This window comes from Halomonas citrativorans, from assembly GCF_900163645.1.
In the GTDB taxonomy this organism is placed as follows: Bacteria; Pseudomonadota; Gammaproteobacteria; order Pseudomonadales; family Halomonadaceae; genus Vreelandella; species Vreelandella citrativorans.
This window is the reverse complement of sequence record NZ_FUKM01000058.1, coordinates 44,896-59,177: the sequence shown is the minus strand read 5'-3', so window position 1 is coordinate 59,177 and position 14,282 is coordinate 44,896. Positions and strand designations below refer to the sequence as shown.

The window sequence follows — 14,282 nt, the reverse complement described above, 5'->3', positions numbered from 1 at the left end:
ACTGCCATCCTAGGCTATGCAAAAGTGCCTGACAAGAAAAGTGAACGTTAATTCCGCTAGGCAGAATCTAATAGGTTAATTCACTTATCTCAGTCTAAAAATATTAAAACCGATTATTCACGCCAGGAGCCATCATGATTCGTGATACTGAATTGCTCAATCAACTTGTTGATACCATTTCTCGCTTTGTTCGCGAACGGTTAATTCCTAATGAAACGCGCTTGGCTGAAGAGGATGCAGTGCCTGCTGAGCTTCTGGCGGAAATGAAAGAAATGGGGTTGTTTGGCTTATCCATCCCCGAAGAGTACGGCGGCCTGGGGCTTACTATGGAAGAAGAGGCGTTGGTGGCCATGGAAATTGGTAAAACCTCGCCTGCCTTCCGCTCGGTATTCGGGACCAATAACGGTATTGGTGCCCAGGGCATTTTGATTGATGGCACTGAGGAGCAAAAAGCCAAGTATGTACCGCGCTTGGCTACCGGTGAAATCTTGAGCTCGTTTTGTCTTACCGAGCCAGACTCCGGCTCCGATGCGGCCAGCCTACGCACAACGGCGGTACGCGATGGTGACCACTACATTTTAAATGGCACCAAGCGCTATATCACCAATGGCCCAGAAGCTGACCTGTTTACCGTGATGGCGCGCACAGACCCGGCCAATAAAGGAGCCGGGGGGATTTCTGCGTTCATCGTTGAAGGTGACACCCCTGGGCTAATCCGCGGCCCGGCCGATAATAAGATGGGCCAAAAGGGCGCGCATACCTGCGATATCATTTTTGATAATTGCCGAGTGCCCGCCGAGAACATTATTGGCGGCAAAGAGGGCCAAGGGTTTAAAACGGCCATGAAGGTGCTGGATAGAGGCCGGCTACATATTTCAGCGGTATGTGTCGGCGTAGCAGAACGCCTAGTGGAAGAGTCGTTACGCTACACGATGGAGCGCAAGCAGTTTGGCGCCGCGCTTGCCGAGCACCAGCTGATCCAGGCGATGCTGGCCGATAGTAAAACCGAAGCCTACGCGGGAAGAACCATGGTGATGGATGCCGCACGCCGCAAGGACGACGGTGAAAACGTCTCCACGCTTGCTTCATGCTGCAAACTGTTCTGTGCTGAAATGGTTGGCCGGGTCGCCGATCGCGCGGTGCAGGTTCATGGCGGTGCTGGCTACATGTCGGAGTATGCGGTAGAACGCTTTTACCGGGATGTGCGGCTGTTCCGTATCTATGAAGGAACCACGCAGATTCAGCAAATCGTCATTGCGCGCAATATGGTGCGGGAGGCGTCCTAATGACTTTGTCGGTTGCCTACCAAGCTCAGGATGAGGAGATTTTTGGACGCTGGGCAAGCGAACTGGTGACTGAGCTTCCTGAACGGCTCAGTACGCGCGTGCTTGAAAACGCGCAGCGTCTTGGCGACCAGCCAGCCATTGTGGATGGCCAGGTGCGCTGGAGTTACGCTGAGCTGGGTCAGGAAATACTCGCCGCCTGCCACTGGCTAAAAACGCTGGGTATTCGGCCTGGCGACCGTATCATGACGGTGAGTGAGAACTGTCGTGCCCTGGTGGTATTGCTTCTCGCGGCCAGCGAAATGGATGTGTGGTTAGCCATTGTCAATTCACGCCTCTCGGCGCAGGAAGTTGACCTGATTCAGGTTAACTGTTCGCCTCGGCGGGTGTTTTACACCTGTGAAGCGTCTCCCGAGGCCGCCCAGCATGCCGAGCGCCACATGGCTGAGCGCAATCAGCATCCGCAATGGGGTGAGTTGGCTATCTCGCCTTTGTACGAGAGCGACCCCGAGCCGGTAAGCGCCAGTGGGGCTGAACAGGTCGCGGCGATGATCTACACCTCGGGAACGACGGGCACGCCCAAGGGCGTCATGTTGACTCACCGGGGCATCCTGTATATCGCCTCGATTTCAGGCGGCATGCGCCATTTAAGTCAAGGCCAGCGTGTTTATGGCGTGTTGCCCATGTCGCATGTGTTTGGTCTTTCATCGGTGTGTATGGGCTCTCTCTATAACGGTGCCTGCCTGTATACCGTGCCCCGGTTTGACGCCGCCCAACTGCTGGCCGCGCTAAAGCAGGAACGGATTACCGTTCTTCAGGGCGTGCCCGCCATGTATGCCCGTGCGCTGGAGTTTTTAAAGCGCGAACAGCGCTCCCTGGAAGCACCTGAGCTAATCTATATTTCCGCCGGCGGTTCACCGCTGGATAGCGACACCAAAGTACGTGTAGAAGCGGCTTTTGGTCTGACGCTGCATAACGGTTACGGATTAACCGAGGCTAGCCCCACTATTAGCCAAACGCGCATTGATGATCGCTATGCCAGCAGTACGGTTGGCCGGGTATTGCCGCTTCTGGAATATCGCCTTGAGCCGCTGAGCGACAGCGGCACCGACGAGCCGACTGGCGACGAGGTTGGCGAACTGTGGGTGCGCGGCCCCAATATCATGAAAGGCTACTTTCGTCAGCCGGAAGCTACCCGCGCGACGTTAAGTGAAGATGGCTGGCTTAATACGGGAGACATTGCCCGGCTTGGCGCCGAGAACCAGCTGTATATCGTGGGGCGCAGTAAAGAGCTGATCATTCGCTCGGGGTTTAATATTTACCCGCCGGACGTGGAGGCGGTCATCAACGAGCACCCGGCGGTCACGCTAACCGCCGTGGTGGGGCGCCAAATCGCGGGTAATGAAGAGGTGGTGGCGTTTGTGCAGTGCGAGGCGGGCATTGAGGTCGATATGGCGGAGCTCAAGGCATTTATTGCCGAGCGGCTGGCGCCCTATAAACGACCGACCCAAATTGTATTAATGGACGCGCTGCCTTCTACGGCTAGCGGCAAAATTCTTAAAGGGCGGCTTCGCGATTTAGCCCAACAACGTGATTTAGGCCAGCAGGAGAGTCGCTCATGAGTCAATCATCAAGCGCTGCGTCGCCAACCGGTAACGCGCCGCAGGAGGCGCTTATGGGGTATCACGAATTGCTGGGAATGCAGGTGGTGGAGTGGCAGGAAGGCCGCGCCGTGGTCGAACTTGCCATCGAGCCCCAGCACCTTAATCGCAGCGGCAATGTTCACGGTGGCGTATTGGCCTCAATGTTAGATAGTGCCTTAAGCCTTGCTGGCCTGCACTGCAGCGTACCCGGCAATATTCGCCGCGGCATGACGCTCTCGCTAACGACCAGCTTTGTAGGGCCTGCCCGCGAAGGGGTGATTCAAGCGATAGGCACGCTACGCGGCGGCGGGCAAAAGACGTATATGTCGAACGGTGAAATCAAGGATTCACAGGGAAACCTGGTTGCCATCGGGGAGGGCGCATTTCGTCGGCGCAGCGGTAGCGAGTCGCCTGAAGGGATGCCAGACCCGCTGGCTGGGGAGCGCCACGAGTGAGCCCAGCCCGGCTGCGGGTATCTTTTCTGCTAGTAGTAACCTCAGCAACGCTTATCCATCTGGTGCTCGGTAGCCGCCTGTTCGAAGCACTGGGAATTAGCGCGCTACTGCTATATCTACTGACCCTTGGCGGGCAGCTTACAACGATGGCCAAAGGGTTGCTCTGGGTAGCCGGTGGGGTAAGCCTGTTGACTCTTTGGCGCTCGCCTGCCCCCGCTCAGCTGCTTTTTGACGCCGGAGGGCGTTTCGCATTCTTTGCCACCTTTGTGGTGGCGCTCAGTATGCTCCGGCTACCTGCTTATCGTTCACGTTTAGTGCGCCGTTGTGGGCAGAGTATGTTGCTGCAGCCACCCAGTCGGCGTTACCCCATATTATCGCTAGGTTCGGCACTATTCGGCATTATTTTGAATATTGGCGTGCTGAATCTGTTTGCATCGATGATTGAAAAGAGTAACACCCTGGAAGCGGCGCAAGGGCGCGTATGGGTTCAGCAGGCACGTCAACGCCGCATGATGCTTGGGTTGTTACGTGGATTTGCGTTGGCGCCGCTGATTTCTCCTATGGGAATTGGCGTTGCCGTTGTGCTCTCAAGTCTGCCGCAAATTACCTGGCTTGGGCTTGCGCCGTATATTTTGGGAGCGGCCGCGCTGATATTTCTTGTCGGCTGGGCCGTCGATTTTTTTACCGGGCCCCATCCTCCCGCCAATCAACCCAAGCCTGTATCACCTTCGTTACGGCCAATGGTTCAGTTTAGTGGGCTATTGATGGCTATTGTGACGCTGGTCTTCTCAATTGCCTGGCTGTGCGAATTGCGCTTACCCATTGCGGCGCTGTTAGGCGCGCCGCTAGCAGCGGTTATCTGGCTTGCATGGCAGCGTCGTCGGCTAGGTTATATGGGGTTGCCCGGTGCGTTTAATACGCTGCATCGACAGCTGCCTTGGCTGCTTTCGCCCAGTGCTAATGAAATCGTGGTACTGGGCGCGGCAGGCTATTTAGGGCATTTGTGCGTCGGTTTGGTGGATGTCCAGCAACTTACGCCTCTGTTGGGCGTACTCGATCAGTGGGGAGCGTTTAACGCCGTACTAGCCATGCTCATGGTCATCGGATTAGCCCAGGTCGGCGTCAATCCCATCGTCACGGTTACGCTATTGCTGGGCTTGCTGCCGCCGTTAATGATAGAAGGTCTTTCGCCCACCCTGATCGGTGCCTCATTAATGGTGGGCTGGGCACTGGCACTGATGTCCTCGCCAATGACCGCTTCCATGTTGATTTTATCAAGGTTCACCGGCGTGCCCGCCAAGCTGATCGGCTATCGTTGGAATGGAAAGTTTCTAGCGGCGTGTATTCCCCTGTTGGCGGCCTGGTTTTTATGGTCGCCGTTTTAATGACACCGAAGGCAGGAACGCTTGATTTATCGCGAGCGTTTTTTTAAGGTGTTTTAATATAGTGAAATAGTGTTTTGCTATGCAAAATAAAATCATCTGCGTTTGAAACGTTGAACAAGCAACTAACTCAACGTACTTGGGCTGATCAAAGAGAGCATGTGATATGAAAATTCTCGTCGCGGTTAAACGCGTCATCGATTATAACGTCAAAATCCGCGTCAAAGCAGATCACTCCGACGTGGACCTTACCAATGTCAAAATGGCCATGAACCCCTTCTGCGAAATTGCCGTGGAAGAAGCCGTGCGCCTGAAAGAGAAGGGCGTGGCCACAGAAGTCGTCGCCGTCAGCATTGGCCCCAAGGCCGCTCAGGAACAGCTGCGTACCGCGCTGGCGCTGGGCGCCGACCGTGCCCTGCATATTGAAACCGACGAGCGGGCCGAGTCGCTGGCTGTCGCCAAACTGCTGGCCAAAGTCGTCGATGACGAGCAGCCTGGCCTGGTGATTCTGGGGAAACAGGCGATCGATACCGACAATAACCAGACCGGCCAGATGCTCGCTGCGCTGACCAATCTGCCCCAGGGCACCTTTGCCTCGGAAGTGGCCGTGGACGGTGACAAGGTTAACGTTACCCGTGAAATCGATGGCGGCCTGCAAACGATTGCGCTGACGCTCCCGGCGATCGTAACCACCGACCTGCGCTTGAACGAGCCGCGCTACGCCAAGTTGCCGGACATCATGAAGGCCAAGAAGAAGCCCATGGACGTCAAAACCCCCGCCGATTACGGCGTCGAGGTGGCGTCCAAGGTTAGCCTGCTCAAGGTGGAATCCCCGGCCGAGCGGAAAGGAGGCGTCAAGGTCGCCTCCGTGGACGAACTGATCGATAAACTTAAAAACGAAGCCAAGGTGCTTTAAGAGGAGTCGAACGCATGAGCATTCTGGTACTTGCCGATCTCCATGAAGGCCAGTTGGCGGGCGCGACCGCCCACGTCGTAGCGGCTGCACACGCGATCGGTGGCGATATTGATGTGCTGATCGCCGGGGAAGGCGTTCAAGCCGCCCCCGACGCGGCCGCCAAGCTGGACGGCGTCAACAAAGTGCGTGTGGCGGATAACGCCGTCTACGCCCACCAGCTCGCCGAGCCCATGGGCGCCTTGCTGGTCGAACTGGTGGGGGATTACACTCACGTACTGGCCAGCGCCTCCACCACAGGCAAAAACGTCCTGCCGCGCTTGGCAGCCCTGAAAGATGTCAGCCAGCTGTCTGACGTGATTGCCGTGGAAAGCGCCGATACCTTCAAGCGCTCGATCTACGCGGGCAACGCCATCGCCACGGTGAAAAGCGACGACACCCTCAAAGTGCTGACCGTACGCACCACCGCGTTTGATGCGGTCGGCGACAGCGGTAGCGCCACGGTGGAAGCCGTCGACGTGGTGATCGAGAACACCCAGTCGAGCTTTGTAAAAGAAGAACTGGCGCAGTCCGACCGCCCGGAACTTGGCGGTGCCAAGGTAGTGATCTCCGGTGGTCGCGGCATGGGCAACGGCGATAACTTCAAGCTGCTCAACGGGATTGCCGACAAGCTGGGCGCGGCGGTAGGTGCCTCACGCGCCGTGGTGGACGCAGGCTTTGTACCCAACGATATGCAGGTCGGTCAAACCGGCAAAATCGTCGCGCCGGACCTGTACATTGCGGTGGGAATCTCCGGCGCCATCCAGCACCTGGCGGGCATGAAGGACTCCAAGGTGATCGTCGCGATCAACAAGGACGACGAAGCGCCAATTTTCCAGGTGGCCGACTATGGCCTGGTGGGTGATCTGTTCGAGATCTTGCCCGAGCTTGAGAGCAAGCTGTAAGTCATCAGGCGCAAGAAGGCCCCCCTAGGGGCCTTCTTGCGCTAACGGCCTCATAAAAATAACCAGCGAGTTGCCCATGCTAACGCGCTTAACCGCTTCGTTAACTCTGCCGGTGATCGGCTCTCCAATGTTTATTGTCTCTGGGCCAGAACTGGTTATTGCCCAGTGTCAGGCTGGCATTATCGGGGCTTTTCCGGCCCTAAACGCCCGGCCCGCTGAAACGCTCAGGGAATGGCTCGAACAGATCACTCAAGCCCTAGCCGACTATGATAAGCGTCATCCCGAATGTCCCTCCGCGCCCTTTGCGGTTAATCAGATCGTACATCCCACGAATGACCGCTTAGAGCACGACGTGTCATTGTGTGTCGAGTTCAAGGTGCCACTGGTGATTACCAGTCTCCACGCCCCTAACCGGGTGGTAGAGCAGGTGCACGCTTATGGAGGGCTGGTGTTTCATGACGTGACCACGCTACGGCACGCCAAAAAAGCGATTGATGCCGGCGTCGATGGTCTTATTTTGGTTTGCCACGGCGCAGGCGGGCATGCTGGCGGGCTCAATCCGTTTGCTTTTGTGGCCGAGGTGCGCCGCTTTTACGATGGCCCATTGGTACTGGCAGGGGCTATCACTCAAGGTAAGCAGATTGCCGCCGCCCAGGCGCTAGGCGTGGACTTGGTATATATGGGCACGCGCTTTATCGCCACCCAGGAGGCGAGTGCATCGTCGGCTTATAAGCAGATGGTGCTGGATTCGGCGGCGGTGGATATTGTGTATACCAACTTATTTACGGGTGTTCACGGTAACTACCTACGCGCCAGTATTGAGCAAGCAGGATTAGACCCGGATGCGCTACCTCAAGGCGATAAAGCCTCCATGCGTTATGGTTCAGGTGGAAGTAGTAAATCAAAAGCGTGGCGTGATATTTGGGGAGCCGGGCAGGGCGTGGGCAGTATCACTACGCTTAATAGCGTTGCCGAAGAAGTGGCCACGCTACGCAGCGATTATCAGCAGGCGCTGGCTCATTTGCGGCGGCTTTGACGAAAGGCCGCCACACGCGCTTGAAAATCATCGGATGCTTTGCACTGATCCTGCAGTTCCCCTTCTAATTTCATGGTATCGCCAAGCGAATGTTGCGCTGCTTCTCGCAGTGCATGCTTGGTTGCGCTTAACGCTTTGGGGGATTGATTTACCAATGCCTGCGCCAGCGCGCGGGCTTGCACCAGCACCTGATCATCTTCCACAACGCGATTGGCCAAGCCAAGCGCCATGCAGCGTTCAGCAGTAATGGGGGTCGCCAGCGCAGCCATTTCAAAGGCCTCGGCATGGCCAAGCTGGCGCACCAGATGCCAGCAGGCGCCGCCATCGGGAATCAAGCCAATATTGATAAAGGCGAGCTTAAGGTAAGCCGAGCGTCCCATGACCACCATATCACTGGCGAGCACATAGGAAACACCAATGCCTGCTGCGGCACCACTGACTGCCGCAATCACCGGCTTGTCCATCGTCATTAATGTGCGTAAAGCGGGTAAAAAGAGCGTCTCAAGCCGCTCGCTGGCCGGCTGGGAGGCTGCTTTTTCAAACTCGGCAAGGTCTGCGCCAGCGCAAAATGCACTACCTGCACCGTAAAGAATTACGCAGCGCACCCGGTCATCCTGTGCCACGCTTGAGAGTGCTTCGTTAAGTGCTAGAGCGGTAGGCTCATTTAGCGCATTGCGAACGTCTGGTCGGTTGATAGCAACTTCGACGATGCCGTTTTCAGCCGCATTGAGGCTAATCAATTGGCTAATGTTATCTGCCATGCAAAGCTCCTTAAGCAACGCTTAGCTGGCCACTTACCGTCTCAAGATGGTAGTCGCTATCGCCCAGATAGTGGTCAAACATGACCAGGTGCTTGGCATAGTGAGCCACATGGCACTCTTCTGTCATACCCATACCGCCGTGGAGCTGAATCGCCTGCTCGGCAATAAAGCGTGCTGACTCGCCACAATACGCCTTGGCAGCGGCAATTTTATAGTCCCGCTCATCAGCGGGCAGTGACAGGCTGGTGCAAGCCAAAATCGCCATGGAGCGGGATTGCTCAAGGTGTAAGTGCATATCGACCATGCGGTGCTGAAGCGCTTGGAACGTCGCGAGCGGTAGCCCAAATTGCTTACGATCCTTTAAATAGGCCAGGGTTTGATCGCAGACTTCCTCCATCGCCCCAATGGCATCAGCACATAGCGCCGCGCGGCCCAGAGCAAGCACGTCGGCCAGCGCCTCACTGACATCATCACTCAGGCAGTTTTCAAGCGGTAGCGTAACGTCATCAAGGGTCAGATCGCCGGCGGCCTGATCATCCATGGTGCGGTAGAGGTGCCAAGCTAGGCCGGGCGTGCCCGCAGGCACGATGAATAGACCTAACGTACCGCTCTCCAGCCGAGCGGTGACCAAGTAGGCGGCAGCGGCCTCCAGGTTCAGCACGACATCTTTTCTGCCAGTTAACTGCCATTGAGCGCTGTGCATTATGGCTTGGGTAGATACGGCAAAGGCATCGTACCGAGCGCTTTGCTCTTGCCAGGCGAGCGCCAATTGATGTTTGCCCTCAAGGAGTGGGGCCAACCAGCGGGCTTGCTGAGCGCTGTTTGAGGTCAAGGCGAGTAGCTGGCCTGGCAGCAACAAACCTGCCAGGTAGGCTTCCGGTACCAGCCCATGGCCCAGCGCCTGCATGATAATCATGAGATCCGTACCATCGCCGCCTAAACCGCCCTCTGCTTCGCTGAAAGGCATATGCAGCAGGCCAAGCTCTGCGAAGGTACGCCAAAGCGTGGAAGGCTCTTGATAGGGTGCATCCAGCATGGCGCGACGCTGTGTGGGGGAAACCTGATCAGTCACCAATCGGGTGAGCGTCTCTTCGAGCATGCGCTGCTCGTCGGTCAAAGCAAAATCCATGGTGACGTCCTTACATTTCTAGAATAGTTTTGGCGACGATACTTTTTTGTATTTCATTGGCGCCGCCATAAATCGATAGCTTGCGGCGATTAAAATACTGCGCGCTGGCGGAAGCGCTTTGCGCGTGGACGTCATCCAGCGATGCGTCGCCGTGAAGAAAATCAGGAAAGAAGGGCAGCGCCGCCGGTCCAAGCGCACGCCGAGTCAGCTCGCTTAGCTCCTGGCGAAGTTCCGAGCCGCGTACCTTGAGTAGCGAGCTTTCCGCGCCGGGTGCGCCGCCATCCCGGGCGGCAGCAATCACGCGCAGGTTGGTGACTTCCAGTGCCATGAGTTCAAGCTCTGCCTTAACAACCCGCAAACGAAAGCTGGGTAGCGCCAGCAAAGGCTTGCCGCGATGTTCGATACGGCTGGCCAGCGATTTTAAATGAAGCAGTGCTTGCTTGGCGTGACCCAGCCCGGCAATACCGGTACGTTCATGGGTGAGCAGAAACTTGGCGCAGGTCCATCCCTGGCCCTCTTCACCCACGCGGTTTTCAACCGGTACCCGGACGTTGTCTAAAAACACTTCATTCACCTCGTGGGCACCATCGAGGGTAATGATCGGGCGCACCGTAATGCCTGGGCTCTGCATATCAATCAGTAAAAAGCTGATGCCCGCCTGTTTCTTGGCATCCGGGTTGGTGCGCACCAGACAAAACAGCATGTTGGCGTGCTGGCCCAGCGTGGTCCAGGTCTTCTGGCCGTTAACGATGTAGTGGTCGCCTTCGTGTACGGCGCGAGTATTCAGGCCCGCCAGGTCAGAGCCTGCGCCTGGCTCTGAGTAGCCCTGACACCACCAATCCTGGTTGTTCAAAATGCGTGGCAGATAGTGCTGTTGCTGCTCAGGACTGCCGAATTTCATGATAACCGGGGCCACCATGTTAACCCCGAAGGGCACAACCGTCGGCGCATGAGCCGCGGCGCACTCCTCATCGAATATATGCCGCTCGACCGGCCCCCAGCCGGGGCCGCCGTGCTCCGTTGGCCAATTAGCGGCTAGCCAACCCTGCGCGCTAAGAATGTTCTGCCAACGCAGATGATCATCGGCACGCAGGTGGCGCCCCAGACGCACGCGCTTACGAATATCGCCGGGCAACGCATCGGCTAGAAAGCGGCGAACCTGAGCGCGAAATGCCTGCTCTTCATGGCTAAAGGTAAGGTTCATGATTAGACGTCCTTAGCCGTTGAGAGCGCAGCCTGGTGGTGCGGTCCACCTAAGTGACGCGGGTAGCCTAACGCATCTACCGCGAGTAAATCGATATCGCTTTCGCGATAGCAAAAGGCCTGCTGTGCAATGTCGGTGCTCGCCTGTTCAAGCGCTGAGCTTTTTTCGCTGGTTGGGGCTTGCTGAGTCGCTTCGTAGAGCGTATTGAGCAGACTGCGCTTCTGGCTGGCCACTACGTTTGCCCGAAGGGCTTTGAGTGTAAGCGCGGCGCGTTGCTGAGTAAGCGGCTCAGCACCTAGATTCACCAGCTCCACCAGATCACCACTTTGGGGAACGACCAGGCTTAACGCGGTGTCGCCGTCACCTTGAGCGCCCATCTCGTTAAGGGTGATGGTAGTGATATGAAGTGGGTGGTCCGCATTGCTTTTCGGCGCAATAAGGCACAGCTCGGTGTTTTCATTAGCAGAGCCGGTTAACTGAATACCGGCCCGTTGGGCGGCTTTTTGCAAGCGCTCAAATAGTGGGTGCTCGCCGATCAGTGCCACTTGGCTAAAGGCACTGGCATTTTCGACCCCAGGTACAATGTGCGGGCTGCGCGCGGCGAAAAATAGATGGATAAGCCCCGCACGCTGGGGTGAGTCCATGCAGGCGACAAAAAGCTCCCGCTCGCGGCGCAGCCCGGCTTGAAGCGAGTCGGCCGTTACGCTGGCTTCGATTGCTTCAACAATGCGAAACGGTGAGAAAAGTTCAGGCGTTTCCCGGGTAAGGCGCTCACGCGTATCGGTAATCGCTTGCGGGTTGCTCTCAGGGGCAGGCAGGGCGCCGGTAATACGCGGTGTTTGTTGGCCGCATAATACCGCTTGTGCCGCTGACAAACCCGCTTCAAGCGGTGTCTTGGCGGTGCTAATGTCATCAATGATACCCGCCTCAAGCGCTTCTGTAGCCTCAATGAAGCGCCCGCTAGTAATCATCTCGAGCGCGCGCTCAACGCCGACTAAGCGTGGCAGCCGCTGGGTGCCTCCGGCGCCGGGCAGAAGGCCCAGCTTTACTTCTGGTAGCCCTACGCGGGAGCCTTCCAGTGCAGTGCGGTAGTGGCAGCCCAGCGCTACTTCCAAGCCGCCGCCGAGCGCTGTGCCGTGTAGCGCCGCAATCAAGGGTTTCGGGCAGGCTTCCAGTTGAGCAATCACATCCGGCAAAAGAGGCACTTGAGGCGGCTTGCCAAACTCGCGAATATCCGCCCCGGCAATAAAGGTTCGCCCATCTGCTAGCAGCACCAGCGCTTTAGCCTCTGCGTCGGCGATGCCTTCTTCAAGCGCGTTGATTAAGCCACTGCGCACAGCTTGACCCAAGGCGTTAACCGGTGGATTGGCAATTTGGATAACGCCTATATCGCCGTGGCGCTGATAATGAACGGACATGGCCTGCTCCCGTGCTTGGTTTAGTGGCATTGGTGAGTATCAATGTAAATCATGAGTTGACGTATCGTAGGCTGCATCACGGCTCTATGGCCGTCGGCGCGTGAGAGCGATGATGATACCGCTGGCTTAAGCGCGCCAACAAAATGCCGGGCACTAGTGCGGCAAGTGCCAGGCCGATTAGCTCCCATTGGCTCAGCGGCACCATTCCACCCCCGGGTAATGCCAGCAACAGCCCCGCGATAAGAATCAAACTGCGAATAATGATCTCCTGCAGGGCGCCATAACCCAGGCGACCAACGCCCATCAGATAGCCCTGCATTGCTGAGGCAAACAAAACGATGCCGATAACCGCCTGGATAAACACGGCCACGACCGTAAGCGGCGTGCCCTGCATAATTAGCGCCGGGTTAAGCACGAACAGGAACGGAATAAAGTAAATGACGCTACCCAGGCGCATTGCCTGTAAGCCCGTTTCCATCGGGCGGGCACCGGCAACGGTGGCGGCAGCAAACGCCCCCAGCGCTACCGGCGGTGTAATAAAGCTCAGCATGCCCCAGTAGAGGATGAACATGTGCACTGCCATGGGGTCCAGGCCGCCGCCCTGAATCAAGGCCGGGGCCAGAGCTACCGCCAGGAAGATATAAGCCGCGGTGACGGTCATGCCAATGCCGAGCACAAAGCTGGTAACGGCGCCCATAATCAGTAGCAAGGGCACGCTGCCCCCGGCGATATTAATGAAATCATTCGCGATGGTGCCGGAAAGACCGGTCATCGAAAGTGCGCCGACCAGCATGCCTACGCCTGCCAGAATGGCAATCAGCTCGGCAAACAGCTTGGCCGCCGATGACAGCGTCTCGGTAACGTCCTTCCAGCCCCAGCGGTTGTGCTGGGAAAACTGGTTGAGCACTAGCAGAAGGGCGGTGGCGTAGAACGGCGCCACGGCTTCGCGCTGCATGACCAGCAGCATCCAGACGAGCAAAGCGAAAACGAAAATAAAGTACCAGCCCTCTTTAAGCGTCTGCTTAAGCGAGGGCAGCTCAATGGCAGGTAGGCCTTTGATATCATGGCGTGCGGCGTAGGCGTCTATCTGAATAAATAGGCCTAAAAAGTAAAGGATAGAGGGAATGACGGCGGCAAGCGCGACGGCCGAATAGGGAATATCCAGAAACATCGCCATCACAAACGCGGTGGCACCCATTACTGGGGGCATTAACACACCGCCCGTAGAGGCACAGGCTTCAACGCCACCAGCAAAAGAGCGGCTCATGCCGATACGCCGCATGGCAGGAATCGATAAAACGCCGGTAGTGAGTACATTGCTGATGACGCTACCGCTCATGGAGCCCATCAGGCCACTAGAGAAAATCGATACTTTGGCCGGGCCGCCACGTACATGGCCTAGCAGCGAAAACGCCAGATTGATGAAAAACTTGCCGCCACCACTTTTTTGCAGCACAACGCCAAATACCAAAAAGCCGATTACCAGACCTGCGAAGGCCTGTAGTGGTACCCCCATGATGCTCTCGGTACTCATAGTGTGGTACATGGCGGTTTGTTCAAGAGTGGATGGGAATGCCTGGATTGGCCCGGGGACAATGTCAGCCACCAGTGGATAAAGTGAGAACACCCCCGCAATAATCGCGATGGGTAAGCCGCCAGCCCGGCGGGCCGCTTCAACGATCAATAGCCAGTAGGCATAGCTTGCATAGATCGCCAGTTCCGGAGCGTCGAACGCCCAGCCGCGCTCCAGAATGGGCACCGCGTTAACAACAAAGTAGCCACCCACGATTAGCGTTGCGGCACTTAGCAGGTAGTCGTACCACGGGATAGGCTGCTCCTGCTGGCTGCTACGTATGGGCCAAAGCAGAAAAACCAAGGGAAGCAGAAGCGCGACCACGGCGTAATAAAATTGCGTTTCCAGTCCTGTGACAAAGGTAAGTAAACCCAGGTTGAAAAGGAAATCCAACGTCATCAGCATCAAAATGACGGTCACGGTGGCGGGAACCCAGCGCAGTGCCGAGGGCAGCTCACGGATTTGGCTGATCTTTTCTTTAACCTGCTGATGATTGGCAGGAGCAGTATCTGTTGTCATGGCGAGGTATCTTGAGTTATGG

Annotated in this window: 12 protein-coding genes; 7 read left to right on the top strand and 5 right to left on the bottom strand. The window is 56.8% G+C overall.

The annotated features are described in order from the left end of the window. The first annotated feature begins 134 nt into the window (after positions 1-134). From CZ787_RS16955 to CZ787_RS16925, 7 genes are all read left to right on the top strand, one after another. A complete protein-coding gene (locus tag CZ787_RS16955; RefSeq protein WP_018916229.1) occupies positions 135-1,286 on the top strand; it encodes an acyl-CoA dehydrogenase family protein in 1,152 nt (383 codons plus the stop codon). Continuing rightward, entirely contained in the window at positions 1,286-2,905 is a 1,620-nt protein-coding gene (locus tag CZ787_RS16950) for a class I adenylate-forming enzyme family protein (RefSeq protein ID WP_087111425.1), read from the top strand. The genes CZ787_RS16955 and CZ787_RS16950 overlap by 1 nt, the downstream gene beginning before the upstream one ends. Further along, positions 2,902-3,381, top strand: a complete 480-nt coding sequence (locus CZ787_RS16945) for a PaaI family thioesterase (RefSeq protein WP_087111422.1) — start codon at positions 2,902-2,904, stop codon at positions 3,379-3,381. The genes CZ787_RS16950 and CZ787_RS16945 overlap by 4 nt, the downstream gene beginning before the upstream one ends. Then, on the top strand, positions 3,378-4,766 hold the full coding sequence (locus CZ787_RS16940; RefSeq protein ID WP_087111420.1) for a hypothetical protein: 1,389 nt from the start codon (positions 3,378-3,380) through the stop codon (positions 4,764-4,766). The genes CZ787_RS16945 and CZ787_RS16940 overlap by 4 nt, the downstream gene beginning before the upstream one ends. Before the next feature lie 163 nt (positions 4,767-4,929). After that, complete coding sequence (locus CZ787_RS16935) at positions 4,930-5,679, top strand: electron transfer flavoprotein subunit beta/FixA family protein (protein WP_087111418.1); 750 nt, start codon at positions 4,930-4,932, stop codon at positions 5,677-5,679. Positions 5,680-5,693: 14 nt separating this feature from the next. Further along, positions 5,694-6,620 carry an electron transfer flavoprotein subunit alpha/FixB family protein gene (locus tag CZ787_RS16930; protein WP_087111416.1) on the top strand — a complete coding sequence of 309 codons (927 nt, stop codon included), beginning with the start codon at positions 5,694-5,696 and terminating at the stop codon, positions 6,618-6,620. 76 nt (positions 6,621-6,696) lie between these two features. After that, positions 6,697-7,656 (top strand): NAD(P)H-dependent flavin oxidoreductase, encoded by a 960-nt coding sequence (locus CZ787_RS16925; protein ID WP_087111414.1) that lies wholly within the window; start codon positions 6,697-6,699, stop codon positions 7,654-7,656. Here CZ787_RS16925 and CZ787_RS16920 read toward each other — a convergent pair. From CZ787_RS16920 to CZ787_RS16900, 5 genes are all read right to left on the bottom strand, one after another. Further along, complete coding sequence (locus CZ787_RS16920; protein ID WP_087111412.1) at positions 7,638-8,417, bottom strand: enoyl-CoA hydratase/isomerase family protein; 780 nt, start codon at positions 8,415-8,417, stop codon at positions 7,638-7,640. The two genes, CZ787_RS16925 and CZ787_RS16920, sit on opposite strands and share 19 nt — an antisense overlap. A 10-nt stretch (positions 8,418-8,427) precedes the next feature. Then, positions 8,428-9,546: an acyl-CoA dehydrogenase family protein gene (locus CZ787_RS16915; RefSeq protein WP_087111409.1), complete on the bottom strand. Its 1,119-nt coding sequence runs from the start codon at positions 9,544-9,546 to the stop codon at positions 8,428-8,430. Between the two features lie 10 nt (positions 9,547-9,556). Continuing rightward, positions 9,557-10,750, bottom strand: coding sequence for an acyl-CoA dehydrogenase family protein (locus CZ787_RS16910; RefSeq protein WP_087111407.1), 1,194 nt, complete (start codon positions 10,748-10,750; stop codon positions 9,557-9,559). A 2-nt stretch (positions 10,751-10,752) separates the two neighbouring features. Further along, positions 10,753-12,168, bottom strand: a complete 1,416-nt coding sequence (locus CZ787_RS16905; RefSeq protein WP_087111405.1) for an enoyl-CoA hydratase/isomerase family protein — start codon at positions 12,166-12,168, stop codon at positions 10,753-10,755. Between the two features lie 76 nt (positions 12,169-12,244). Continuing rightward, a complete protein-coding gene (locus tag CZ787_RS16900) occupies positions 12,245-14,260 on the bottom strand; it encodes a TRAP transporter permease (RefSeq protein ID WP_087111404.1) in 2,016 nt (671 codons plus the stop codon). Positions 14,261-14,282: the final 22 nt, after the last annotated feature.